The following is a 22,608-nucleotide window of genomic DNA, read 5'->3' as shown; positions in this document are numbered from 1 at the left end:
GGGCCGTGGGCGGCCGGCGCGCACTGGTGCACTCCGCAGCGAGGGGGTCCGGCTCTGGCTCAGACCTCGCTGCGGCAGCGAAGGAGGAGGAGCAGCTGTCGCGTCATGAGGCGACCACCATAGCCCAGCCCCGGGCGGGCCCGCGCCGGCACGGGCGTCGTCCCACCCCTCGGGCCGTTCGTCGACCCGGCCGGCGCCCACGGGCCGGTTCACGAAAATTTCACCCCTCCGGGCGAGGCGTCCCCATGTCACTCGTGTCGTGCTCACGATTAGGTTCCCGTTCCGTGACCGCACCACCTCCTGCTCCGTCCCGCGCGCGACCGCCGCTGCGCGTCGGGGTGCTGGCGGAGTCGGAGCTGGTGGCCGCGGGGCTGGTCGGGATGCTGACGCCCTACCGTCACCGTGTCGTGGTCGACCTCCTGCCCGACGAGGTCCTCGAGGAGCCGAGGGCCCTGGCCGGCGTCGACCTCGTGCTGTGCGACCCCTTCACCCCCGGTCCGGGCCACGAGGCCCGGCTCCTGGCCTGGCTCGCGCACGCCCCCGGGGTCCCGGTGCTCGTCCACACCTGGCAGACCCACGCCTCGGCGGTCGAGCGCGCGCTGGACGCGGGCGCCGACGGCTGGGTCGCCAAGACCGCCCCGGCGGCCGAGCTCGTGGTCGCGGTGGAGGCGGTCCACCGCGGCGAGGCCGTGCCGGCCCAGGCGGGTCCACCGGCCTTCCCGGGCCTGTCGGGCCGCGAGTCGGAGGTGCTCGTCCTCCTGTGCCGGGGGCTGTCCAACAGCGAGATCGCCGAGGCCCTCTTCGTGAGCGTCAACTCGGTGAAGACCTACGTCCGCCAGGTCTACGCCAAGACCGGGGTGAGCCGCCGCACGCAGGCCGTGGCCTGGGCGCACCGCCAGGGCTGGACCGGCTAGCGCCGGGCCTCGCCCGGGCCGGCGGCGATGGCCAGCAGGTCCCTCACCGGCCCCGCCGGCGGTCGCGAGCTGCCCTGCCAGACCGCGGTCAGCACCCGGTGGAGGTCCAGCCCGGTGGTAGCGACCTCGACCACGTCGCCCGCCTCCACGTCGCGGCGCACCGCCCAGCGGCTGAGGAAGGCCGGCGGGCTGCCCGCACGCACGGCGGCCAGCACCGCGGCATTGGTGGTCAGCTCCACCTCCGGCGCCGACGCCACGTGCCCCGCCGCGGCCAGGGCGTCCTCCAGCACGCGGCGGGTGCCGGAGCCCGGCTCGCGGGTGGTCAGCGCCCGCGCCGCGACCCCGGCGGCCGGCAGCGGGGTGCGCCGGCTCGCCCACGGGTCGTCGGGCGCCGCCACCAGCACCAGCTCGTCGGTGCCCACCGGCCGCGTGGCCAGCCCGTGGAGGTCGACCGGCCCCTCCACGAAGCCGAGCCCGGCGCTGCCGTCGCGCACCGCGGCGACCACGGTCTCGGAGTTGGTCGCGTGCAGGCTGACCGCCACCGGCGCGGCCGTCCCGGCCGCGCGCTGCTGGCGCAGCCGCACGAGCCAGCGCGGGAGCAGGAACTCCGCGGTGGTCATGCTGGCGTAGACGTGGAGCTCCCGCGCGCCCTCCGAGCGCAGGGTCCGCAGCGCGAGGTCGAGCTCGTCGGCCCGGTCGAGCAGGTCCTGGCTCCACTCCACGAGCAGGCGACCGTGGGCGGTGAGGGTCGAGCCGCTGGTGGAGCGCTGCACCAGCGAGAGCCCGGTCTGCGTCTCGACCGCCCGCAGCCGCTCCGACGCGCTCTGCTGGGAGATCCCCGCCGCGCGTCCGGCCGCGCCGATGCTGCCCAGCCGGGCCACGTCGACGAGCAGCCGCAGCGCCGGCAGGTCGGGGAGGGAGCTCACGGGCAGCACGCTAGTGCCCGCGGCGCTGCCGCACCCCCGCAGCGCGGTGACCGGCCGCTACGGTCGGCCCATGAGCCGGCTCCTCCTCGTGCACCACGCCCCCACCGCCGTCGTCGCGGAGCTGGCCGACCGGGTCGAGGCCGGGGCCCACGACGAGGAGGTCACCGGCGTCGAGGTGGTCGTGCGCGACGCGCTGTCGGCGGGCCCCGAGGACGTGCTCGCCGCCGACGGCCTCGTGCTCGGCACCCCGGCCAACTTCGGCTACATGTCGGGAGCGCTCAAGCACTTCTTCGACTCCGTCTTCCTGGAGGTCGGCGGCTCGCTGTCCGACGACGGCTCCGCCGCCTCCGGCGCGGGCGCCAGCACGCCCTTCGGGCTGTGGGTGCACGGGCGCTACGACACCACCGGCGCGACCCGGTCGGTGCTCACGATCACCGGGGCGCTGCCGTGGCGGCAGGCGGCCGCTGTGCTGGAGGTGGTCGGCGACGTCGACCGACGGGCCCGCGACGCGGCCTACGAGCTCGGCGCCACGCTGGCCGCCCTGGTGTCGCCCGACGCCTGAGCCACTCCCGCCCCTCGCCGGCGCCCCCACCGGTAGCATCCCGGTGTCCGCCCCACCACCCGGCGTCGCGCCGGGCCGAGACCAGCACCGGAGGAGCGCGTTGCCCCACGCACCGCTGCCCCACGCCTCGCTGGTGCCCCGACGGCGCCCGCGCCCCGGGCCCACCGCCGTGCTGGCCACCCTCGCCCTCACCGCGCTGCTGAGCGCCTGCAGCGGGGGCGCCCAGGCCGACCCCGAGGTCGACCCCGCCCAGGTCGACGCCGTCGAGGCGCCCGAGCTGGGCGCGTGCCGCGTGCTCACCCCCGACGACGTCGCGCAGCCCTCCGACGCCACGCGCACCGTCGACTGCTCCGAGCCGCACACCGCCCAGACCTACGCCGTGGGCCCGCTGCCCGACGAGCTCTCCGACGCCGCCTACGACGACCCGCGCCTGGGTGCCTTCGCCTACGACACCTGCTCGGCCCAGCAGATGGCCTTCCTCGGCGCCGACGAGAGCACCGTCATGCGCACCGTGGTGGCGTGGGCGTGGTTCCGCCCGTCGGAGGCCGCCTGGGACGAGGGCGCGCGGTGGTACCGGTGCGACCTGGTCGGCGGCAGCGAGCAGAGCGAGGAGTACGTCGAGCTCCCCGAGACCGCCGAGGGCCTGCTGACCGGACGCGTCGACGACCGGTGGCTGGTCTGCGCCGACGGCGCGACCGTCGCCGGGTCGCCGCGGGTGCCGTGCAGCGAGCCCCACACCTGGCGCGCCGTCACCACCATCAAGCTCGGCGAGGCCGGCGACCCCTATCCCGGCGACCGGCTCTCCGAGGTCCGCTCCCGCGACTTCTGCTCGGAGTCGGTGGGGGCGTGGCTGGGCTACCCGCCCACCTACGAGTACGGCTACACCTACTTCCACGAGGCCGAGTGGGACGGCGGCAACCGCCGCTCGGTGTGCTGGGCGAGGACCGACCGGTGACCCGCCTGCGCCGCCTGCGCACCCGTCTGGGCGCCCTCGCCCTCGTGCTCCCCCTGCTCGCCGCGTGCAGCGGCGGCTCCGGCGACCCGCAGCCGTCGTCCTCCTCGACACCGTCGGGCTCCGGGTCGGCCTCGGCGAGCCCCACCCCGACCGCTCCCCCGACGGCCGAGCCGGTGGCGCGGCCCGCGGAGGGCGCCTGCTACCGCCTGTCGTACGCCGCGGCCCTGGCGCCGACCGTCGACGCCCGCCCGGTGGACTGCGGGGGCGACACGGCGCGCACCTTCGCCGTCGGCACCGTCGACGCGCTCGCGGGGGGCCACCTGCTGGCCATCGACTCCGACCGGGTCCAGGCCGCCGTGGCGCGCACCTGCCCCGGGCGCCTGGCCGGCTTCCTCGGCGGCACGCAGGCCGACCGCCGGCTGAGCATGCTGCGCGCGGTGTGGTTCACCCCCACGGTGGAGGAGTCCGACGCCGGCGCCGACTGGTACCGCTGCGACGTCATCGCGCTGGCCGCCGACGAGCGGCTCGCCCCTCTCACCGGGGTCCTCGCCGGCGTGCTGGACACCGAGGCCGGTCGCGCGCGCTACGGCGTGTGCGGCACCGCCGAACCGGGCACCGCGGGGTTCTCCCGCGTCGTGTGCTCGCGCCCGCACTCCTGGCGGGCGATCTCGGTGGTCGACCTCGGCACCGGCGCCTACCCGGGGGTCGACGCGGTGCGCACCCGGGGGGAGGCGCCGTGCGAGGACGCCGGGCGCGACGCCGCGGCCGACCCGCTCAGCTTCCGCTGGGGCTACGAGTGGCCCACCGCCGAGCAGTGGGCCGACGGGCAGACCTACGGCCTGTGCTGGGTGCCGGACTGACCGGTCCGACGGACCGGCTCCGCGGCGGTGGGCTCAGAAGCCGAGCCGGCGCAGCTGGCGGGGGTCGCGCTGCCAGTCCTTGGCGATCTTGACGCGCAGGTCGAGGTAGACCGGGGTGCCGAGCAGCGCCTCGATCTGCACGCGGGCGTCGGAGCCGACCTTGCGCAGGCGCGAGCCCTTGTGGCCGATCATGATCCCCTTCTGCGAGTCGCGCTCCACGAAGACCGATGCGTGGATGTCGAGCAGCGGGCGGTCCTCGGGGCGGTCCTCGCGCAGCCCCATCTCCTCGACCACGACGGCGATGGAGTGCGGCAGCTCGTCGCGCACCCCCTCGAGGGCGGCCTCGCGGATCAGCTCGGCCACGATCGCCTCCTCGGGGGCGTCGCTGAGCTCGCCGTCGGGGTAGAGCTGCGGGCCGGTCGGCAGCAGCGCGACGAGCAGGTCCTGGAGCAGCTCGACCTGGTCGCCGGCCTGGGCCGAGACCGGCACGATCTCGGCCCACTCGATGCCGGTCTCGGCGCCGAGCGCGGCGATGTCGAGCAGGTGCTGACCGATCTGCTCGGGCGTGGCGAGGTCGGTCTTGGTGGCGATGGCGACCTTGGTCGTGCGACGCACCTTGGCCATCTCGGCGACGATGAAACGGTCCCCGGGCCCGATCTTCTCGTTGGCGGGGAAGCAGACGGCGACGACGTCGACCTCGGCCAGCGTGGTCTTGACCAGGTCGTTGAGCCGCTCGCCGAGCAGGGTGCGGGGGCGGTGCAGCCCCGGGGTGTCGACCAGCACGAGCTGGGAGTCGGGGCGGTGCACGATGCCACGCACCACCGTGCGGGTGGTCTGGGGCTTGGAGGAGGTGATGACCACCTTCGAGCCCACCAGCGCGTTGGTCAGCGTGGACTTGCCGGCGTTGGGCCGGCCAACGAAGGAGGCGAAGCCGCTGCGGAAGCCGGCGCTCCCGTCGGCGCCGCCGCCCGCGCGGTGGTCGTCGAGGCGCTCGCCGGACGTGCGGCCCGACCTGCTGCCGGGGGTCGTGGGGGTCTCACTCATGTCGCGCCTCGTCGTAGTCGGCCCAGATCTGCTCGTCGGTCTTGCCCGCTGCCTTGCCGGCCCGCCAGATGGGGCCGGGGTCGACCGCGCGCGGCTGACGGGTGGCGCCTCCGCGCCAGTAGCCCATCACGTCGTAGGCCGTGCTGGGCAGCGACCGCTCGCGCATCAGGTGCTTGCGGATCGCCCGCATCTGCGAGGACTCCCCCGCCATCCAGAAGTATCCCTCGTCGGCGGGCCAGTCCAGCTCCTCGACGACCTCGGCCAGCCGGGAGCGGCCCTCGCCGGGCTGCGGCAGCCAGGTCACGTCGAGGCCCTCGGGCAGGTAGCCGGTCGGCACCTCGGGCACCTCGACCCAGATCCGGGTCGGCACCGCGGCCCTCGCGCCGTCGGCCCGGGTGGTCGTCTGGGCGATGCGGGCCATGGCCGGCAGGGCGGTGAGGTCGCCGACCAGCATCAGCCAGGCCGCTCCCGCCGGCATGGCGAAGGAGCCCTTGGGCTCGGTGACCGTGACGGTCTCCCCCACCAGCTCCTCGGCCGGCCGGGCCGCCCACTCGGTGACCAGGCCGACGTCGTGCACGACGACGTCGAGCACGAGCTCGGTGCCGTCCCAGGAGCGCACCGTGTAGTAGCGGCTCTGGAACTGGCCCGGCACCACGAGGCCCACCCACTCGTCGGGCACCCCGGTCGAGACGAACCCGGCCAGACCGGGCCCGCCGAGGACCAGGCGCACGAGGTGGTCGCTGCGCTGCTCGCGACGCAGCACCACGGCGGCGTACTGCTGGGCGCGGGTGCTCACCGGACGAGGTTAGTCACCAGGTGGGCCGCAGCGGCAATCCGTCGGAGCCGTCCTCGCCGGTGCGCACCGCCAGCACCTGGTGCAGCTGGATCTCGTTGCGCTCGAAGCCGAGCCGCGAGCCGGCCATGTAGAGCCCCCACACCCGGGCCGTGCCCTCGCCGACCTCGGCCACGCACTCGTCCCAGTGCTCGACGAGGTTGGCGCACCAGTCGCGCAGGGTCATCGCGTAGTGGCGGCGCAGGTTCTCCTCGTGCACGACCTCCAGCCCCGCGTCCTGGGCGGTGGCGATGATCGTGCCCGACCCGGTGAGCTCGCCGTCGGGGAAGACGTAGCGGTCGATGAACGCCCCGGTCTCGGTGACCGCGTTGTCGTGGCGGGTGATGCAGTGGTTGAGCAGCCGGCCCTCGGGGCGCAGCCGCTCGCGCAGGAAGGAGAAGTACGCCGGGTAGTTGCGCACGCCGACGTGCTCGAGCAGGCCGATCGAGCTGACCGCGTCGAAGTCGGTCTCGAGCACCTCGCGGTAGTCGCTGTGGCGCACCTCGGCGAGGTCGCCCAGGCCGTCGCGGTCGATGGCCTCCTTGGCCCACGACGCCTGCTCGCGCGACAGCGTCACGCCGAGCGCCTTCACGCCGTACTCCCGCGCGGCGTGGCGCACCATGCCTCCCCAGCCGCAGCCCACGTCGAGCAGGCGCTGTCCCGGCTTGAGGTCGAGCTTGCGGCACACGAGGTCGAACTTCTCGGCCTGCGCCTCCTCCAGCGAGGCGTCGGCGTCGGGGTAGACGGCGCAGGTGTAGGCCATCGAGGGGCCCAGCACGTGGCGGTAGAAGGCGTTGGAGACGTCGTAGTGGTGGCTGATGACCTCGGCGTCGCGCGTCAGGGAGTGGCGCAGGCCCTCCACGGCGCGTCGCCAGCGCGGCAGGTGCTCCTGCGGCGGGGGCGGCGGCGGCTTGAGGTGCCCCAGGCCGAGCCCGCGCACGAGGGTCACGAGCTCGCCGGGGGTGGGCTTGCGGAAGCGCAGGTGGTTCTGCAGGAGCCGCATGACGGCGTAGGGGTCGCCGGGGTGCACGCCGTGCACGACCAGGTCGCCGGAGACGTAGGCGCGCGCCATGCCCAGGTCGCCGGGCGCGGTGAGCAGGTACGACAGCCCGCGCGGGGTGCGCAGCTCGAGGCCGAGCTCGGCGTCGGGCGGGCCCGCGACGGAGCCGTCGTAGGCCCGGAACCGCACCGGCATGCCGTCGCGCAGCAGGGTCTCGACCGCCTGGCCGATGGTGAGGGTGGATGTCGTGGAGCCGGTCACTGCCTGCGCACCGCCTTGTCGTAGAGGTGGGTGAGTCTGTCGTCGGGGTCGACGCGGGCCTTGACGGCGGCCAGGTGCGCCCCGTCGTAGAGCCGGTCGAAGGTCTCGCGGTCGTAGAAGGCCTCGGAGTAGAGGGACTTGTGCCCGCCGAGGCGGTGCACCTCGGCCTCGATGGCGCGGTTGGTCGGGCCGTCGTCGGCGTCGTCGCCGACGTGCACGGTGCCCCAGAAGCCGACGTTGACGTAGGTCTCGCCGGGCTCGAGGGGGTAGGTGGGCCAGCGCCCGCCGCCGCTGGTGCCGCGGGAGACCAGCGGGCACAGCCACACCGGGCGCATGCCGACCTCGTCGTCGAACCACGCCAGGAAGTCGGGCAGCCGCTCGACGGGCACCTCGACGTCCTGCACCACCCGCTCGCGGCGCGGTCGGCCCGCGCGGGCGTCGAGGCGGTCGACCAGGCCGAGGCGCTGGTCGAGGCCGACGAGGCGGTGGTAGACGTCGGAGCGACGCCAGCGCCGCGGCCACAGGCGGCGCACGACGGGGCGCTGCACCCCGAAGGCCCCCGAGCACCAGAACCAGTCGGTGTCCCAGCGCCAGAGGTAGTCCTCGGTGGTCAGCACGTCGTGCTCGCGCTGCTGCAGGGAGCGGTAGAAGACCTGCTGGCCGGTGTAGTCCGACGCCGGACCGCCGGGTCGGTCGGTGAAGGTGGCCAGCGTGAGGTAGAGCTCGTCGGGGGAGAACGCGACGCCGTCGAGACCGTCGACCCGCACCCCGTCGTGCTCCCCCGACCCGACCACGGCCGCGATCCCCGCCGCCAGCTCCTTCGCGTCGGCGAAGCGCACGTGGCGCAGGGCCACGAAGGACGGCACCGCGACCAGCGAGATCCGCAGCCGCGTGGCGTAGCCCAGCGAGCCGTAGGAGTTGGGGAAGGTGTCGAAGAGGTCCTCGCCGGGTCCGGTCGTGACGATCTCGCCGGCGCCGGTGAGCACGTCCATCTCCAGCACCGACTCGTGGGGCAGCCCGTGGCGGAAGCTCGTCGACTCCACGCCCAGCCCGGTGACCGCGCCACCGAGGGTGATGGTGCGCAGCTGCGGCACCACCTCGGGCACGAGCCCGTGGGCCAGCGTGGCCGCCACGAGGTCCTCGTAGGTGCACATGCCCTGCACCTCGGCGGTGCGCCGCCCGGGGTCGACCTCGATCACGCCGGTCAGGCCCGACACGTCGAGGCCCGGTGACGTGGTCGCGGTGCGGGGCCGGAACAGGTTGGAGGTGCGCTTGGCCAGCCGCACGGGGGCGTCGGGCGCCAGGTCCGCGTACGACGTCAGCAGGCGGGCGACCGCCTCCTCATGCTGTCTCCAAGCACCGCTCTCAGCCACTCGCCGCACGTTACTCCCGGGTCGTGTCGCCCAGGTGTCGGGTCCGTGTCGCCCCCCGTCGTACGGTGGCGGACGACACGGGGTGCCCGCCGACGCGGGCTGAGAGCAGACCCGTCGAACCTGATCTAGCTCGCACTAGCGAAGGGATGTCGCCGTGGACCAGCCACGCCCGATCCAGCCTGACCCGATCCGGCCGGACCCGATCCGGCCCGACCCCGCCCGGTGGCGCCCCGGCGGCGTCCTGCTGGTCGCCGACACCGGTGCCTGCCGGCCGCGGGGCGTGGTGGCCACGGTGGCCGCCGCCCTCGACGGCGGGGTGGGCTGGGTGCAGCTGCGCGCCAAGACCGAGCCTGACGGCCAGGTGCTCGAGCTGCTGGGCGAGGTGGCCGAGCTGTGCCGCGACCGGGCGCGCCTGGTGGTCGACGACCGCGTCGACGTGCTGCTCGCCGCGCGGGCCCGCGGCCTAGCGGTCGACGGCGTGCACGTGGGCCGGCGCGACCTGCCCGTCGACCTCGTACGCCGCCTCGTCGGCCCCGACGCGCTGGTCGGGCTGACCACCCCCACCCCGGCGCTGGCCGCCCGCGCGGGCGACCTGCCACCCGGCACGGTCGACTACCTCGGGGTCGGCGCCTACCGCGCGAGCACCACCAAGGCCGACCACCCGCCGGTGACCGGCGCGACCGGCCTCGCCGCCGTCGTGGCCGCGGCCGGGCGGCTGCCCTGCGTGGCGATCGGTGGCATCGTCGCGGACGACCTCGCCGCGGTGCGGGGTGCGGGCGCGGCGGGAGCCGCCGTCGTCGCGGCCGTCTGCGCCGCCCCCGACCCGCGCCGCGCCGCCGCGGCCCTCGTCACCGCCTGGGGCGCCCCGTGAGCCGCCCGTGGAGCCACCCGGTGAGCCGCCCGGTGAGCCGCCCCGTCACCACCGCGGGGCGCCGGGCACGACCGGACCTGCGCGCCAGGGACCTGCCCCGCGTGCTCAGCATCGCCGGGAGCGACCCCAGCGGCGGCGCCGGCGTGCAGGCCGACCTCAAGAGCATCGCCGCCCACGGCGGCTACGGCATGGCCGCCCTCAGCGCCCTCACGGCCCAGAACACCCAGGGGGTGCGCGCCGTGCACGTGCCGCCGTCGTCCTTCCTGCGCGCCCAGCTCGACGCCGTCTCCGACGACATCGCCGTCGACGCGGTCAAGGTCGGCATGCTGGCCCGCGCCGACGTGGTCGGCGAGGTCGCGGCGTGGCTCGGGCGGACGGCGCCGCCGCTGGTGGTGCTCGACCCCGTGATGGTCTCCACCAGCGGCCACCGCCTCCTCGACGCCGACGCCGAGGCCGCGGTGCGCGACCTGTGCGCCGGCGCCGACCTGCTGACGCCCAACCTCGCCGAGCTGGCGGTGCTGGTCGACCGGCCCGCGGCACCCGACTGGTCGGGAGCGCTCTCGCAGGCGGCCGAGCTGTCGGCGCGCACCGGCGCGGTCGTGCTGGCCAAGGGAGGACACCTGGCGCGCAGCGCCTCCGACCGCGGCGGGGAGGCCGGCTGTCCCGACGCCCTCGTGGACGCCGCCGCGGCGCCGGTGGTGCCGGGCGGCCTGCTCGAGCTGCCGGGGCGGCGGCTGGCGAGCACCGGCACCCACGGCACGGGCTGCTCGCTGTCGGCGGCGATGGCCACCCTGCTGGCCCGCACCGCCGACTGGGCCGGCTCGGCGCGCACGGCCAAGGCCTGGCTCCGCGGCGCCATCGAGCACGGACCGGAGCTCGAGGTCGGCACGGGCCACGGGCCCGTGCACCACCTGCACGCGTTGTGGGCCGCGGCCCGGTGACCCCGGCCCCCGGCGCGGCTCAGGTGGTGGTGGTGCCCAGCAGGGAGCCGCGGGCGTCGCCGCGGTGGACCACGACCCCGGCCCCGGCCAGGTCGCGCACGGCGGCGAGGTCGGTGTCGGCGACCGCGTCGGCGTCGGTGAGCACGACGACGGCCTCCAGACCCTTCGAGCCCGAGGCCACGGCCATCGCCACGCAGACCCCGACGGCCGACACGGCCAGCGAGGGCAGCGCCACCGTCGCGGCGGCGTAGGTGCGTCCGTCGGAGTCGCGGACCGCCGCGCCCTCCGCGGCCCCGGTGCGGGCCCGGGTGGCGCGCGCCAGGGTCACCAGCTTGCGGTCCTCGGCGGAGGTCTCCTCGGTGCGGGTCTCAGTCATCGTGCTCCTCGTCGTCGTGGGCGGGGTCCTGCGGGGGCACGCGGCTGATCAGCACGGTGCCGATCCGGTTGCGCCGCCCGGTGGTCTGCTCGGCGGTGAAGCGCAGGCCGTGGGCCTCCACCTCGGAGCCGGCGATCGGCACCAGACCGAGGTGCTTGGCCATGAGGCCGCCGACGGAGTCGACGTCCTCCTCCTCGACCCGGTGGCCGAAGAGCTCGTCGAGGTCGTCGACGGGATAGCGGGAGGAGACCCGGAAGACGTCGTCGCCGAGCACCTCCACCTCGACCTCCTCGGCGTCGTACTCGTCGGTGATCTCCCCGACGATCTCCTCGAGGATGTCCTCGATGGTGACGAGCCCGGCGGTGCCGCCGTACTCGTCGACGACCACCGCGACGTGCTGGCGCCGCGCCTGCATCTCGGTGAGGAGCGCATTGGCCGGCTTCGACTCCGGCACCCAGTGCACCGGGCGCATCACCTCGTCGATGCGCTGGGTGAGCGCGACCTCGGGGGCCTCGAAGTCGCGGCGCACGATGTCCTTGAGGTAGGCCATGCCGACGATGTGGTCGACGTTCTCCTCCACCACGGGCACGCGGGAGTAGCCCGAGCGCAGGAAGAGCGAGAGCGCCTGGCGCAGGTCCTTGTGGCGCTCGAGGAAGACCACGTCGCCGCGGGGCACCATGACCTCGCGCACCGTGGTGTCGCCGAGCTCGAAGACGGAGTGGATCATCTTGCGCTCGCTGGTCTCGATCACCGAGGACGCCTCGGCCAGGTCGACGAGCTCGCGCAGCTCGGTCTCGGTGGAGAAGGGCCCCTCGCGGAAGCCCCGCCCCGGCGTGATGGCGTTGCCGACCGCGATCAGCAGTCGCGGCAGCGGGCCGAGGACACCCGTGATGACGGCCAGCGGGCCGGCCGACAGCAGCGCCACCGTCTCGGCGTGCTGGCGTCCCACCGTGCGCGGGGCCACCCCGACGGCGACGAAGGAGACCACCAGCATCACGAGGATCGCCGTGACGACGCTGCGCCACCACGCGCCGTCGTAGGCCTCGTCGATCTGGTCGGCGACCAGCACGATGGCCGAGATCTCGCACAGCAGCCGCAGCAGCAGGGCGGTGTTGAGGTAGCGCGGCGGGTCCTCGAGCAGGACGACGAGCCGGCGCGCGCCGGGGCGCCCCTCGGCGAGCAGCTCCTCGGCCCGGGCGCGGGAGAACGACGCGAGCGCGGCCTCGGCCGCGGAGAAGACGCCGGCGAGGACGACCAGGGCGGCCGCCGTCACCAGCAGCCCGAGATCGCCCGAGGTCACCGCCGGGTCACCGCGAGCGCCAGCCGGCGAGGAGCTCGTCCTGGAGACCGAACATCTCCCGGTGCTCCTCCGGCTCGGCGTGGTCGTAGCCGAGCAGGTGCAGGATGCCGTGGGTCGTCAGCAGCTCCAGCTCGGCCAGCGTGCCGTGCCCGGCCGTCTCGCCCTGCCGCTCCGCGACCACCGGGCACAGCACCAGGTCGCCGAGCACGCCCTCCTCGGGCTCCTCGTCGACCAGTCCCGGACGCAGCTCGTCCATCGGGAAGGCCAGCACGTCGGTGGGGCCCTCCTTCTCCATCCACTGCTCGTTGAGCTGGGCGATGGTGTCCTCGTCGACCGCCTTGATGCACAGCTCGGCGAGGGGGTGCACCCGCATGGCGTCCATGACGTAGCGGCTCAGCGCGGCCAGGTGCGCCACGTCGAGACCCCGGCCGGACTCGTCGAGGACCTCGATGCTCATCCCGCTCACCGCCCGGGGTGGCCCGCGCGGGACCGCTCGGATCGCGCGCTCTCGGTGCGGGCGTCGAACTCGTCGTAGGCCGCGACGATCTTGCCGACCAGCTTGTGGCGCACGACGTCGCTGCTGGTGAGGCGGTTGAAGGAGATGTCGTCGACGCCGTCGAGGATGCCCTCGATGATCCGCAGCCCCGACTTCGTGCCACCCGGCAGGTCGGTCTGGGTGATGTCGCCGGTGACCACGATCTTCGAGCCGAAGCCCAGCCGGGTCAGGAACATCTTCATCTGCTCCGGCGTCGTGTTCTGCGCCTCGTCGAGGATGATGAAGGAGGAGTTGAGGGTGCGACCGCGCATGTAGGCCAGCGGTGCCACCTCGATGGTGCCGGCCGCGAGCAGCTTGGGGATCGACTCGGGGTCCATCATGTCGTGCAGCGCGTCGTAGAGCGGGCGCAGGTAGGGGTCGATCTTCTCGCTCAGCGTGCCCGGCAGGTAGCCCAGGTGCTCGCCGGCCTCGACGGCCGGACGGGTCAGGATGATCCGGGTGACCTCCTTCGACTGCAGCGCCTGCACGGCCTTGGCCATGGCGAGGTAGGTCTTGCCCGTGCCGGCCGGGCCGATGCCGAAGGTGATGGTGTGCTTGTCGATGGAGTCGACGTAGCGCTTCTGGTTCAGCGTCTTGGGCCGGATCGAGCGGCCGCGGTTGCTGAGGATGTTCATGCTCAGCACGTCGGCGGGACGCTCGGTGGTCTCGGCGCGCAGCATGCCGAGCACGCGCTCGACGGTCTCCGCGGTGACGCCCTGGCCGGTGCGGATGATCGTCACCAGCTCGTCGAGCAGGCGCTCGGCCAGCGCGACCTCGCCGGGCTCGCCGAGGAAGGTGATCCGGTTGCCCCGCACGTGGATCTCGGCGTCGAAGGCCCGCTCGATGAGCGCGAGGTGCTCGTCGCCGGCCCCCAGGAGGCTGACCATGTTGATGCTGTTCGGGACGACCACGGTGTGCCGGGTCTGGTGGGCGACGGACGGGCTCTGCGGGGCGTCGAGGTCGCGGGGGGTGCTCTCGGTCATGGATGCCCCGGTCGGGGCGCCTCTCGTGGTCGGCGGTGCGGCCGTTCCATCGTACGGCGCGCCGCCCGACCAGCCCAGCGGGTTCCTCGCTGGGAGCCGCGGGCGCGGCGTACGGTGGGCGCATGGCCGGTCCGGACGCGCACGTCGAGCAGTGGCCCGACGAGGACCCCGACGACCACGACGACGACACCGAGCCGTACTGGTTCCCCGGTCAGCACCTCCCCGGCCACGCCCGCGGCATGGGGCTGACCCACCACACGCAGGAGGGGGCCCTGCTCGACTTCGCGGGCTCGCTCGACCCCAGCAAGCCGCTGCACAAGATCACCGCCTGGGTGATGCTCGTGGTCTTCGGCCTGCCGGTGTTCTTCTACGTGCTGCGCCTCGTGCTCGCCGTCGTGCCCGGCTGACCGAGCGCGTCGCGCCCCGTCGCGACCCCGGGCCACACCGCCGGCCCCGCCGACCGGCTCAGCCGGGCGGCCAGGTCATCGCGCGGCCCGCGAGCAGGTGCAGGTGGGTGTGGAAGACCGTCTGGCCCGCGTCGGCGCCGGTGTTGAAGACCAGGCGGTAGTCGTCGTGGCCCTCGGCCGTGGCCACCGCGGCCGCGGTCGTCACCAGCTCGGCCGAAGCCTGCGGGTCGCCCGCGGCCAGCTCGGCGGCGTTGGCGTGGTGCTCGCGCGGCACGACGAGCACGTGGGTCGGCGCCTGGGGGTTGAGGTCGCGGAAGGCCACCGTGCGCTCGGTGACGTGCACCACCTCGGCCGGCACCTCCCCCGCCACGATCTTGCAGAACAGGCAGTCGGCCACGGGGCCCTCCATCGGTGGGGTGCGTCGGGCCCCGGCGGGACCGCTCGCTCGTGCCGCCGGCGCAACCCCGGGGGCGCCCCGAGCGTCTCACCTGCGCCGACCCCGCACCAGCACCGACCCGACACGCGAGCCCCCCGCCTCCAGCGCTGGACCGGCTCCCACCCCGAGGATGGACCCATGACCGCTTCCCCCTGGACCCGTCTCGCCACCGTCGGTGGCACCCTCGCCCTCGGCGCCTGCGTGCTCGCGGGCTGCGGCGCCGACGACGACACCGCCGGCGACCCGACGGCCTCCGACAGCGCCACCGCCTCCACGACCCCCTCGGAGTCGCCCAGCGGCAGCGAGGAGCCCACCACCTCCCCCAGCGCCAGCGCCCCGACCGCCAGCGCCTCCGAGGAGCCGAGCCAGGACCCCGGCTCGGAGACGGTGCCGACCTACTTCGTAGCCGACGCCCCGCAGGGCCCGCGACTCTTCCGCGAGTTCCACCAGGTCTCCGGCGACCCGCTCCAGGCCGCCGCCGACCTCGTCACCACCGGCGAGGCCACCGACCCCGACTACCGCTCGCTCGTGCCCGCCGGCACGTTCTCCTCCGTCTCCTACGACGGCGACGCCTTCGTGGTCTCCCTCCCCGACGCCTCGTGGGCCGAGCGGGGCGGCCTGTCGGCGCGCGAGGCCCGCCTCGCAGTGCAGCAGGTGGTCTACACGCTGCAGGGGGTGCAGCAGGAGCGGGCGCCGCTGCGCGCGGAGCTCGACGGCGAGCCCTCCACGCTCTTCGGGGTCGACACCTCCGCGGGCGTCAAGCAGGCCCCGCAGCTCTCGGTGCTGGGCCTGGTCAACGTCACGGCGCCCGAGCAGGGCGCGACCCTGTCGGGCACGGTCACGGCCTCGGGCCTGGCCAGCTCCTTCGAGGCGACCGTGCCGTGGGAGGTGCGCGACGCCTCCGGCGAGGTCGTGCTCGACGGGTTCGCCACCGCCGACGGCTTCATGGGCCGGCTCTTCCCGTGGACGACCGAGGTCGACCTGTCCTCGCTGGAGCCCGGCGACTACACCTTCGTCGCGTCGACCGACGACGCCGGCGGCGAGGGCCCCGGCCCCACCGAGGACTCCAAGGACTTCACCGTCGGCTGACCAATCCACCCGCAGCACGACTCCGAAGCACCAGGGCAGACGCTCCGGCCTCGTGGCGTGGGGGCCTTTTCCGGGTCCGGACCGTCTGCGGCGCTCGACCCCGGCCTCACACATCGAGGCCGGGGTCGAGCCGTCTCCGGAGCCCGCGCCGGGACAGAACCGGGGGAAGTCCGCCCAGGGCGGCGGAGACGTCGGGGACGGTACCCCGCCGGCGTCGCGAGTACCCAACTTGACGTCGGCCCCGCGAGGTGGTGGGGCTCAGCCCCAGCGCGGCGTGGCCGCCAGCAGCGCCGCGACGGCGGCGAGCCCCGCGGTCGACGTGCGCAGCACCTCGGCGCCCAGGCGCACCGAGCGGGCGCCGGCCGCGACGAGGGCCGCGACCTCCTCCTCGGTCAGGCCGCCCTCGGGGCCGACGACCACGACGAGGCGACCGGTGGCCGGCACGCTCAGCGCCGACATCGCCTCGGTGGCCTCCTCGTGCAGCACGACGGCCAGGTCGGCGGCCGCCACGAGGGCGCAGACGTCCTCGGTGCGCGCGAGCGGGTCGACCTGCGGGTGCCAGGGCCGGCGCGCCTGCTTGGCGGCCTCGCGGGCCGTGGCCCGCCACCGCGCCAGCGACCGCTCGGCCCGCTCGCCCTTCCACACCGCGACCGACCGCGCGGCGGCCCAGGGCACCACCACCGCCGCGCCGACCTCGGTCAGCACCTCCACGGCCAGCTCGCCCCGGTCGCCCTTGGGCAGGGCCTGCACCACCGTGACCGACGGCTCGGGCTCGGGGTGGTCGGCCACCTCCTCCACGACGGCCTCCAGCGACCGCTTGGCCGTGGCCGTCACGGCGGCCACGACGGTGCGTCCGCGGCCGTCGGTCAGCACCAGGCGCTCACCGACACGCATCCGGCGTACGGCGACGGCGTGGTGGGCCTCGTCGCCCTCGAGCGCGACGGGCGCCCCCACCCGGGCGTGGGCGAGGGTCTCGACGAGGTGCACCGGCAGCGTCACGACCGGCTCAGTGCGGGTTGAAGGCGTCGCGCAGCCGGCCGAAGACCGACTTGGTGCCGGGGCGCACCGACCCCGTGGGGGCCTCCTCGCCCCGCAGCGCGGCGAGCTCGCGCAGCAGCTCCTCCTGCCGCGCGTCGAGGCGACCGGGGGTCTCGACGGCGATGGTGACGACGAGGTCGCCCCGGCCGCCCCGCAGTCCGGGCACGCCGCGGCCGCGCAGCACCTGCTCGGTGCCCGACTGGGTGCCGGGGCGGACCTCGATCTCGAAGCTGGTCTCCAGCTCGGTGGGCTCGTCAGGGTCGGCCACGACGTCGGCCTCCAGGGTCGGCAGCGTGATCGTGGTGCCGAGCGCGGCCGCCGTCATCGGCACCGTGACGGTGCACTGGAGGTCGTTGCCGTGGCGGCGGAAGGTCGGGTGCTCGGCCACGTGGATCTCGACGTAGAGGTCGCCGGCGGGGCCGCCGCCCGGCCCGACCTCGCCCTGCTCGGTCAGCTGCACGCGGGTGCCGGTGTCGACGCCCGCAGGGATCTTGACCGTCAGCGAGCGACGCGAGCGCACCCGGCCGTCGCCGGAGCACTCCCGGCACGGGTCGGGGATGATCGTGCCGAAGCCGCGGCAGGCCGCGCAGGGGCGCAGCGTGCGGATCTCGCCGAGGAACGACCGCTGCACCTGGGCGACCTCGCCCTGGCCCCGGCAGGTCTCGCACGGCACCGGCTGGCTGCCCGGTGCGGCGCCGTCGCCGTGGCAGGTCGAGCACAGCACCGCGGTGTCGACCTTGATCTCGCGGGTGACGCCGAAGGCGGCGTCGGCGAGGTCGACCTCGAGGCGGATCAGCGCGTCCTGCCCCCGACGAACGCGCGGGCGCGGACCACGGCCCTGGCCACCGCCCTGACCGCCGCCTCCGAAGAACGCGTCCATGATGTCGGTGAAGGAAAACCCGGCACCCTGCCCGAAGCCGGCCTGGCCGCCCCCACCGAAGGGGTCTGCGCCGCGGTCGTAGGAGGAGCGCTTCTGCGGGTCGGAGAGCACCTCGTAGGCCATCGAGACCTGCTTGAACTTCTCCTGCGACTCGGGGTCGGGGTTGACGTCGGGGTGCAGCTGGCGCGCCAGTCGGCGGTAGGCCTTCTTGATCGCGTCGCCGTCCGCGTCGCGGGCGACCCCGAGGAGGTCGTACAGGTCCTGGCTCACTGATGGTCCTTCGTCGTCGTCCGGGTGGTGCGTGCTGGTCGTGCGTCGTGCTCTGGCGTGCTGGTCTGGCGTGCTGGTCTGGCGTGCTGGTCTGGCGTGCTGGTCTGGTGGGGCGCGCGGGGGCCCCGGGTGCGGGGCGGGCCCGCGGGCCCGGCCGGCGAGGGCCTGCTCAGGCCTCGTCGAGGATGCGGGAGACGTAGCGGGCGACCGCGCGCACCGCAGCCATCGTGCCCGGGTAGTCCATGCGGGTGGGACCCACGATGCCGAGCGTGGCCAGCGACTCCTCGCGGGGGCCGTAGCCGGTGGAGACGACGCTGGTCGAGGACAGCTCCTCGTAGGGGCCCTCGGCGCCGATGCGCACCGTGACGAGCCCGCCGGTGCCCGACTCCCCCAGCAGCTTGAGCAGCACGACGTGCTCCTCGAGGGCCTCGAGCAGCGGGCGCACGGCGGAGTCGAAGCTGTCGCCGTACCTCGCGAGGTTCGCTGCGCCGCCGACGGCGACGCGGGCGTCGTTGCGGTGGTCGCTCATCGAGTCCACGAGCACCTCGACCACCTGCACGGTGGCTGCGCTCGGGCCCCGGCCGTCGGGGTCGCCGGCCTCGCCGAGGGCGCGCAGGGCCACGAGGGCCTCGGCGATGGTGGCGCCGGTGACGGTGCGCAGCACCAGCGAGCGCAGCTCGGCCAGCTCCTCGTCGGCGAGCTCCCCCTCGAGCTCGACCACGCGCTGCTCGACGCGCCCGGTGCTGAGGATCAGCACGACGAGCAGCCGGTGGGCGCCCAGGGAGACCAGCTCGACGTGGCGCACCGTGGAGCGCGACAGCGTGGGGTACTGCACCACGGCCACCTGACGGGTCAGCTGGGAGAGCAGCCGCACGCTGCGCTGCACCACGTCGTCGAGGTCGACGGCGCCGTCGAGGAAGGTGGAGATGGCCCGGCGCTCGGCGGTGCTCATGGGCTTGACCGTGGTGAGCCGGTCGACGAAGAGCCGGTAGCCCTTGTCGGTCGGCACGCGACCGGCGCTGGTGTGGGGCTGGGTGATGTAGCCCTCGTCCTCCAGCACGGCCATGTCGTTGCGCACGGTGGCCGAGGAGACGCCCAGCCCGTGCCGCTCGACGAGCGCCTTGGAGCCGACCGGCTCGTCGGTGGCGACGTAGTCCTCCACGATGGCTCGCAGCACGGCGAGCCTGCGGTCCTCCTGCATCCCGCCTCCTCCCGCCGGCCCGGCCCGGGGCCTCTGGCACCCGGCCGCGCTCGATTGGCACTCGATTCCGTGGAGTGCCAACTCTACAAGGTCGGGTCCCTCACGGCAGCCCGGGCGTGGACCGCGTCGGGCCGCCGGGCGTCCGCGCTCCGGCGCGTGTGGCGTACCCGACTCGGAGAGCCCCTCCCCCGACGACCCGGGTAGGTTAGGCTGACCTAACTACGACCACCCGTCACGGCGTCCGCCCCAGGACCGCCCGCCGATCGGAGGCAGCATGACCGCCGAGAGCTCGACCCGTCCCCTCCACGACCCCTACCTGGTCGCGGCCGAGGCGCGCGCGGTCCTGTCGTGCGCCACCGACGCCGGGCTGGTCGTCGAGGGCGCCCCCGACGTGCTGCGCGACGACACCCTGGGCATGGCCGAGCGCGACGGCGTGCCGACCCTCACCTGCTCCCCCGCCGGCGACCTCGCCCTGGCCGCCGCCCGTGGCGCCGGGGCCGTGCTCACCGTCGACAGCGCCCTCGCCGGCCCCGCCGGCGCCCGCCCTCCCTCGGTGACGGTCTCGGGCCGCCTCTCCCTGGCCGGCCTGGAGGCCTGCCCCTGCTGCGAGTACGAGCGGCAGGTCGTGCGCCTGGTGCCCGAGCAGGTCGCCCTCCAGCTCACCGGCCCCGACGGTGTCGGCACCTCGCTGACCGTGCCGGTCGAGGAGTACGCCGCGCCCGCCCACGCGCTCAACCGCGGCTACCTGCAGCGCTGCGTGGAGCACGCGGGCCGCTGCCACCCCGAGGAGCTGCGCGCCTCGGTCGCCCTGGCCGCCGGCGTGCCCGTCGAGCGCCTCATCGCCGCCGAGCTAGCCGACCTCACCGCCGGCGGGGTCGACGTGCGCTGGATCGACGACGCCGGCGCCCACGTCACCCGCCTGGTCTTCCCCCGCGCCGCGCGCACGCCCGCGGAGCTGGCCGCGATGCTGCGGCGCGAGCTCGGCGCCGGCATCTGCTGACCCCGCCGACCCTCGCGCGGTCGGGGTCGCCCGGTCGGAGCGGACCGCCGGGGTCCTGAGCCGCCGAACCAGCGCCATTGCGCAGCGCGCACGCCTCGGGGCTCGCCGGTCTGCGTGATCGGAGACCACCCCGACGGCCCCAGCCTGCTCAACCAGCGCAATTGCGGAGGGGGCAGGGCGCAGGGCTCACCGGTCTGCGTGATCCGCGACCACCCCGGCGGCCACACCCTGCTGAACCAGCGCAATTGCGCAGCGCGCACCCCTCGAGGCCCACCGGTCTGCGTGATCCGCGACCACCCCGACGGCCCCAGCCTGCTCAACCAGCGCAATTGCGCAGCGCGCACCCCTCGACGCCCACCGGTCTGCGTGATCCGCGACCACCCCGACGGCCCCAGCCTGCTCAACCAGCGCAATTGCGCGGCGCGCTCCGCTCCCCGCACCCCGCACCCCGCACCCCGCGTCCCGCACCCGGCTAGGTTGAGCCGATGGGCTTCGAGGAGATCGCCGACCGCGTCTGGGTCTCGCGGCGCGCGTGGTGCGACGTCAACGTCACGGTGGTCCGCGGTGAGCGCGGCCTGGTGGTGGTCGACACGCACGGGTCGCTGGCCTCGGGCCGCGCGCTGGTCGACGACGTCCGTGCGCTCGGCCGGGGCGAGGTGGTGGCCGTCGTGACCACCCACGACCACTACGACCACGCCTTCGGCACCGGGGCGTTCCTCGAGGCCTGGGGGCCCCTGCCCGTGCACGCCCACGAGACGGCCGCCGCGCTGCTCACCGAGGCCGCCCGGCGCGGCACGGGCGACTACCGGGGCGAGCACGCCGAGGAGGTCCACGCGACCGAGGTGGTCGTGCCCGACCACGTGTTCTCCTCCGCCACGGTGCTGGACCTGGGCGACCGCGCCCTCGAGCTGGTCCACCCCGGCCGCGGTCACACCGCGGGCGACCTCGTGGTGCGGGTGCCCGACGTCGACGTGCTGCTGGCCGGCGACCTCGTCGAGGAGGCGCCGCCCGCCGGTGCCGGGGACGGCGCGGTGCCGGCGTACGGCGCCGACTCGTTCCCGCTGGAGTGGCCCTGGAGCCTCGACGTCGTGCTGTCGCTGACCACCGGTCGCTCGGTGGTCGTGCCCGGCCACGGGTCGCCGGTCGGCCGCGACTTCGTCGAGGTCCAGCGCAACGAGATCGGCCTGGTGGCCACCGAGATCCGCGACCTGGTGGCCCGCGGCGTGCCCGAGGCCGAGGCCCTGGCCACGGGGGCGTGGCCCTACCCGGCCGCGACCCTCACCGACGCGGTCGCCCGCGGATACTCCCAGCTGCCGCGCACCCCGCGCCGGCTCCCCCTCGTCTGACCCGCCCCCCGGCCCCGCCGCGGCACCACGCCGTCACCACCCCGCACCGTCACCACCCCGCCGGGCGGTCGACCGGCCGCCCGCCGGAGCACTAGCGTCGCCCCATGAGCGAGACCCCCGACGAGCCCACGACCGGCATCTCCGACGACCAGCTGCCCGAGGACCTCGTGCCCGGCGACGACAACCCCCTCGCGGAGGGCCTGCCCGCCGGCGAGGACGCCGGCGACCTCCTCCACGACGGCAAGCCGGCCGCAGAGTCCGACGGCGACGACGACGGTGAGGAACCCGACACCCGGCACTGACCGGCGCGCCGGGCCGGCTCGCACCGACGGGCGTCCTAGCCTGCTGCGATGAGTGATCGGTACGGCGGCGACGTGCTCTCCGGCGACTGGCGCGCCCCGAAGCGGGGCCGCGCGGTCGAGGCGCCCGCGGAGCTCGGAGCAGTGGTCGAGGAGGTCACCACCGACTGGGTCGGCGAGATCGTCGCGGTCGACCGGGACCTGCACACGCTGACGCTGGAGGACCGCCGCAGCAGGCGGCGCACCTTCCCCCTGGGCCCCGGCTTCCTGCTGGAGGGGCGCCCCGTCATCCTCGTGGCCCCGGCCCGCCCGGGTGCCCCCGTCGCCCCGACGCGCACCGCGTCGGGCTCGGTGGCCGTGCCGGGGGCGAAGGCCCGCGTCGCGCGGCAGAGCAGGATCTTCGTCGAGGGCCGCCACGACGCGGAGCTGGTGGAGAAGGTCTGGGGCGACGACCTGCGCATCGAGGGGGTCGTCGTGGAGTTCCTCGGCGGCGTCGACGACCTCGCCGACCACCTGGTCGACTTCAGGCCCGGGCCGCAGCGGCGCGTGGGCGTGCTGGTCGACCACCTGGTGCCGGGGTCGAAGGAGAGCCGCATCGCCCAGGGCATCGCGCGCTCGGCGGTGGGCAAGCACGTCCTGATCGTCGGCCACCCCTTCATCGACGTCTGGCAGGCCGTGAAGCCCGACCGCCTGGGGCTGGCGGCCTGGCCGACGATCCCGCGCTCGGTGGAGTGGAAGAAGGGCGTGTGCCAGCACCTCGGCTGGCCGCACCGCGACCAGGCCGACATCGCGCGCGCCTGGAAGCACATCCTGGGCAAGGTGGCCTCCTACGACGACCTGGAGCCGGCCCTGCTCGGTAGGGTCGAGGAGCTGATCGACTTCGTCACGGTCGACTGACCGCGACCGGCA

The 22,608-nt window shown here is 75.1% G+C and carries 25 protein-coding genes and 1 riboswitch; of the genes, 12 read left to right on the top strand and 13 right to left on the bottom strand.

All coding sequences use genetic code 11. The annotated features are described in order from the left end of the window. The first annotated feature begins 284 nt into the window (after positions 1–284). On the top strand, positions 285–914 hold the full coding sequence (locus LPA27_RS12020; RefSeq protein ID WP_228942575.1) for a helix-turn-helix transcriptional regulator: 630 nt from the start codon (positions 285–287) through the stop codon (positions 912–914). Here the strand turns inward: LPA27_RS12020 and LPA27_RS12015 are convergent. Then, positions 911–1,840: a LysR family transcriptional regulator gene (locus LPA27_RS12015; RefSeq protein WP_156718132.1), complete on the bottom strand. Its 930-nt coding sequence runs from the start codon at positions 1,838–1,840 to the stop codon at positions 911–913. The two genes, LPA27_RS12020 and LPA27_RS12015, sit on opposite strands and share 4 nt — an antisense overlap. A gap of 70 nt (positions 1,841–1,910) precedes the next feature. Here LPA27_RS12015 and LPA27_RS12010 point away from each other — a divergent pair, with 70 nt between their 5' ends. The 3 genes from LPA27_RS12010 (at position 1,911) to LPA27_RS12000 (ending at position 4,217) form a co-directional block, all read left to right on the top strand. Then, a complete protein-coding gene (locus tag LPA27_RS12010) occupies positions 1,911–2,402 on the top strand; it encodes an NAD(P)H-dependent oxidoreductase (RefSeq protein ID WP_056864630.1) in 492 nt (163 codons plus the stop codon). Positions 2,403–2,502: 100 nt separating this feature from the next. Then, positions 2,503–3,357 (top strand): septum formation family protein, encoded by an 855-nt coding sequence (locus tag LPA27_RS12005; RefSeq protein ID WP_228942574.1) that lies wholly within the window; start codon positions 2,503–2,505, stop codon positions 3,355–3,357. Beyond that, a complete protein-coding gene (locus LPA27_RS12000; protein ID WP_228942573.1) occupies positions 3,354–4,217 on the top strand; it encodes a septum formation family protein in 864 nt (287 codons plus the stop codon). The genes LPA27_RS12005 and LPA27_RS12000 overlap by 4 nt, the downstream gene beginning before the upstream one ends. A gap of 33 nt (positions 4,218–4,250) precedes the next feature. Here LPA27_RS12000 and era read toward each other — a convergent pair whose 3' ends face one another. The 4 genes from era to LPA27_RS11980 are packed head-to-tail and all read right to left on the bottom strand — an operon-like array spanning position 4,251 to position 8,727. After that, positions 4,251–5,261 carry a GTPase Era gene (era, locus tag LPA27_RS11995; protein WP_082500245.1) on the bottom strand — a complete coding sequence of 337 codons (1,011 nt, stop codon included), beginning with the start codon at positions 5,259–5,261 and terminating at the stop codon, positions 4,251–4,253. After that, positions 5,254–6,057 (bottom strand): siderophore-interacting protein, encoded by an 804-nt coding sequence (locus tag LPA27_RS11990; protein ID WP_056903897.1) that lies wholly within the window; start codon positions 6,055–6,057, stop codon positions 5,254–5,256. Before LPA27_RS11990 ends, era begins: the two co-directional genes overlap by 8 nt. 13 nt (positions 6,058–6,070) lie before the next feature. Next, entirely contained in the window at positions 6,071–7,354 is a 1,284-nt protein-coding gene (locus tag LPA27_RS11985) for a class I SAM-dependent methyltransferase (RefSeq protein WP_228942572.1), read from the bottom strand. After that, a complete protein-coding gene (locus LPA27_RS11980) occupies positions 7,351–8,727 on the bottom strand; it encodes an FAD-binding oxidoreductase (protein ID WP_228942571.1) in 1,377 nt (458 codons plus the stop codon). The genes LPA27_RS11985 and LPA27_RS11980 overlap by 4 nt, the downstream gene beginning before the upstream one ends. Before the next feature lie 68 nt (positions 8,728–8,795). Then, positions 8,796–8,891, top strand: a riboswitch (TPP riboswitch). Here LPA27_RS11980 and thiE point away from each other — a divergent pair. Together thiE and thiD are read left to right on the top strand one after the other, a co-directional pair. Continuing rightward, positions 8,882–9,598, top strand: a complete 717-nt coding sequence (thiE, locus tag LPA27_RS11975; RefSeq protein ID WP_228942570.1) for a thiamine phosphate synthase — start codon at positions 8,882–8,884, stop codon at positions 9,596–9,598. (Overlaps the previous riboswitch by 10 nt.) A 20-nt stretch (positions 9,599–9,618) precedes the next feature. After that, on the top strand, positions 9,619–10,539 hold the full coding sequence (gene thiD / locus LPA27_RS11970; RefSeq protein WP_228942569.1) for a bifunctional hydroxymethylpyrimidine kinase/phosphomethylpyrimidine kinase: 921 nt from the start codon (positions 9,619–9,621) through the stop codon (positions 10,537–10,539). 19 nt (positions 10,540–10,558) lie between these two features. On the opposite strand, the gene LPA27_RS11965 is transcribed toward thiD, so the two are convergent. Genes LPA27_RS11965 through LPA27_RS11950 form a run of 4 tightly spaced genes read right to left on the bottom strand, consistent with a single transcriptional unit; the run spans position 10,559 to position 13,637 of the window. Continuing rightward, positions 10,559–10,915 carry a hypothetical protein gene (locus LPA27_RS11965; RefSeq protein ID WP_056864213.1) on the bottom strand — a complete coding sequence of 119 codons (357 nt, stop codon included), beginning with the start codon at positions 10,913–10,915 and terminating at the stop codon, positions 10,559–10,561. After that, the gene (locus tag LPA27_RS11960; protein ID WP_056864212.1) at positions 10,908–12,215 is read right to left on the bottom strand and encodes a hemolysin family protein; all 1,308 of its coding nucleotides are present in this window, start codon (positions 12,213–12,215) and stop codon (positions 10,908–10,910) included. Before LPA27_RS11960 ends, LPA27_RS11965 begins: the two co-directional genes overlap by 8 nt. 7 nt (positions 12,216–12,222) lie before the next feature. Further along, entirely contained in the window at positions 12,223–12,672 is a 450-nt protein-coding gene (gene ybeY / locus LPA27_RS11955) for an rRNA maturation RNase YbeY (RefSeq protein ID WP_056864211.1), read from the bottom strand. Between the two features lie 5 nt (positions 12,673–12,677). Beyond that, the gene (locus LPA27_RS11950; RefSeq protein ID WP_228942585.1) at positions 12,678–13,637 is read right to left on the bottom strand and encodes a PhoH family protein; all 960 of its coding nucleotides are present in this window, start codon (positions 13,635–13,637) and stop codon (positions 12,678–12,680) included. A gap of 218 nt (positions 13,638–13,855) precedes the next feature. Between LPA27_RS11950 and LPA27_RS11945 the strand changes: the two genes are divergently transcribed. Further along, a complete protein-coding gene (locus tag LPA27_RS11945; RefSeq protein WP_056903894.1) occupies positions 13,856–14,140 on the top strand; it encodes a hypothetical protein in 285 nt (94 codons plus the stop codon). A 58-nt stretch (positions 14,141–14,198) separates the two neighbouring features. On the opposite strand, the gene LPA27_RS11940 is transcribed toward LPA27_RS11945, so the two are convergent. Next, complete coding sequence (locus tag LPA27_RS11940) at positions 14,199–14,537, bottom strand: histidine triad nucleotide-binding protein (RefSeq protein WP_228942568.1); 339 nt, start codon at positions 14,535–14,537, stop codon at positions 14,199–14,201. Between the two features lie 177 nt (positions 14,538–14,714). Between LPA27_RS11940 and LPA27_RS11935 the strand changes: the two genes are divergently transcribed. Beyond that, complete coding sequence (locus LPA27_RS11935) at positions 14,715–15,665, top strand: Gmad2 immunoglobulin-like domain-containing protein (protein ID WP_056864207.1); 951 nt, start codon at positions 14,715–14,717, stop codon at positions 15,663–15,665. 258 nt (positions 15,666–15,923) lie between these two features. On the opposite strand, the gene LPA27_RS11930 is transcribed toward LPA27_RS11935, so the two are convergent. From LPA27_RS11930 to hrcA, 3 genes are all read right to left on the bottom strand, one after another. Further along, the gene (locus tag LPA27_RS11930) at positions 15,924–16,664 is read right to left on the bottom strand and encodes a 16S rRNA (uracil(1498)-N(3))-methyltransferase (protein ID WP_228942567.1); all 741 of its coding nucleotides are present in this window, start codon (positions 16,662–16,664) and stop codon (positions 15,924–15,926) included. 7 nt (positions 16,665–16,671) lie between these two features. Continuing rightward, positions 16,672–17,853 (bottom strand): molecular chaperone DnaJ, encoded by a 1,182-nt coding sequence (gene dnaJ, locus LPA27_RS11925; RefSeq protein WP_193661040.1) that lies wholly within the window; start codon positions 17,851–17,853, stop codon positions 16,672–16,674. Positions 17,854–18,022: 169 nt separating this feature from the next. Beyond that, complete coding sequence (gene hrcA / locus LPA27_RS11920; protein WP_228942566.1) at positions 18,023–19,054, bottom strand: heat-inducible transcriptional repressor HrcA; 1,032 nt, start codon at positions 19,052–19,054, stop codon at positions 18,023–18,025. A 274-nt stretch (positions 19,055–19,328) separates the two neighbouring features. On the opposite strand from hrcA, the gene LPA27_RS11915 reads away from it, so the two are divergent. From LPA27_RS11915 to LPA27_RS11900, 4 genes are all read left to right on the top strand, one after another. Further along, positions 19,329–20,054 (top strand): hypothetical protein, encoded by a 726-nt coding sequence (locus LPA27_RS11915; protein WP_228942587.1) that lies wholly within the window; start codon positions 19,329–19,331, stop codon positions 20,052–20,054. Between the two features lie 485 nt (positions 20,055–20,539). Then, positions 20,540–21,400 (top strand): MBL fold metallo-hydrolase, encoded by an 861-nt coding sequence (locus LPA27_RS11910; protein WP_228942565.1) that lies wholly within the window; start codon positions 20,540–20,542, stop codon positions 21,398–21,400. Between the two features lie 104 nt (positions 21,401–21,504). After that, on the top strand, positions 21,505–21,702 hold the full coding sequence (locus tag LPA27_RS11905) for a hypothetical protein (protein WP_056903886.1): 198 nt from the start codon (positions 21,505–21,507) through the stop codon (positions 21,700–21,702). A 48-nt stretch (positions 21,703–21,750) separates the two neighbouring features. Further along, positions 21,751–22,596, top strand: a complete 846-nt coding sequence (locus LPA27_RS11900) for a DUF3097 domain-containing protein (protein WP_228942564.1) — start codon at positions 21,751–21,753, stop codon at positions 22,594–22,596. The last annotated feature ends 12 nt before the right edge of the window (positions 22,597–22,608 follow it).

This window comes from Nocardioides sp. Leaf374, assembly GCF_916862475.1.
In the GTDB taxonomy this organism is placed as follows: domain Bacteria; phylum Actinomycetota; class Actinomycetes; order Propionibacteriales; family Nocardioidaceae; genus Nocardioides; species Nocardioides kribbensis.
This window is presented reverse-complemented; position numbering and strand designations above follow the sequence as displayed.

Bases quoted from the DNA above. Each gene is read 5' to 3' on its own strand.
- LPA27_RS12010 (WP_056864630.1), top strand. From the start codon at position 1,911: ATGAGCCGGCTCCTCCTCGTGCACCACGCCCCCACCGCCGTCGTCGCG.
- era (WP_082500245.1), bottom strand. From the start codon at position 5,261: ATGAGTGAGACCCCCACGACCCCCGGCAGCAGGTCGGGCCGCACGTCC.
- LPA27_RS11965 (WP_056864213.1), bottom strand. From the start codon at position 10,915: ATGACTGAGACCCGCACCGAGGAGACCTCCGCCGAGGACCGCAAGCTG.
- ybeY (WP_056864211.1), bottom strand. From the start codon at position 12,672: ATGAGCATCGAGGTCCTCGACGAGTCCGGCCGGGGTCTCGACGTGGCG.
- LPA27_RS11950 (WP_228942585.1), bottom strand. From the start codon at position 13,637: ATGGTCAGCCTCCTGGGGGCCGGCGACGAGCACCTCGCGCTCATCGAG.
- LPA27_RS11945 (WP_056903894.1), top strand. From the start codon at position 13,856: ATGGCCGGTCCGGACGCGCACGTCGAGCAGTGGCCCGACGAGGACCCC.
- LPA27_RS11935 (WP_056864207.1), top strand. From the start codon at position 14,715: ATGACCGCTTCCCCCTGGACCCGTCTCGCCACCGTCGGTGGCACCCTC.
- hrcA (WP_228942566.1), bottom strand. From the start codon at position 19,054: ATGCAGGAGGACCGCAGGCTCGCCGTGCTGCGAGCCATCGTGGAGGAC.
- LPA27_RS11915 (WP_228942587.1), top strand. From the start codon at position 19,329: ATGACCGCCGAGAGCTCGACCCGTCCCCTCCACGACCCCTACCTGGTC.
- LPA27_RS11910 (WP_228942565.1), top strand. From the start codon at position 20,540: ATGGGCTTCGAGGAGATCGCCGACCGCGTCTGGGTCTCGCGGCGCGCG.
- LPA27_RS11905 (WP_056903886.1), top strand. From the start codon at position 21,505: ATGAGCGAGACCCCCGACGAGCCCACGACCGGCATCTCCGACGACCAG.
- LPA27_RS11900 (WP_228942564.1), top strand. From the start codon at position 21,751: ATGAGTGATCGGTACGGCGGCGACGTGCTCTCCGGCGACTGGCGCGCC.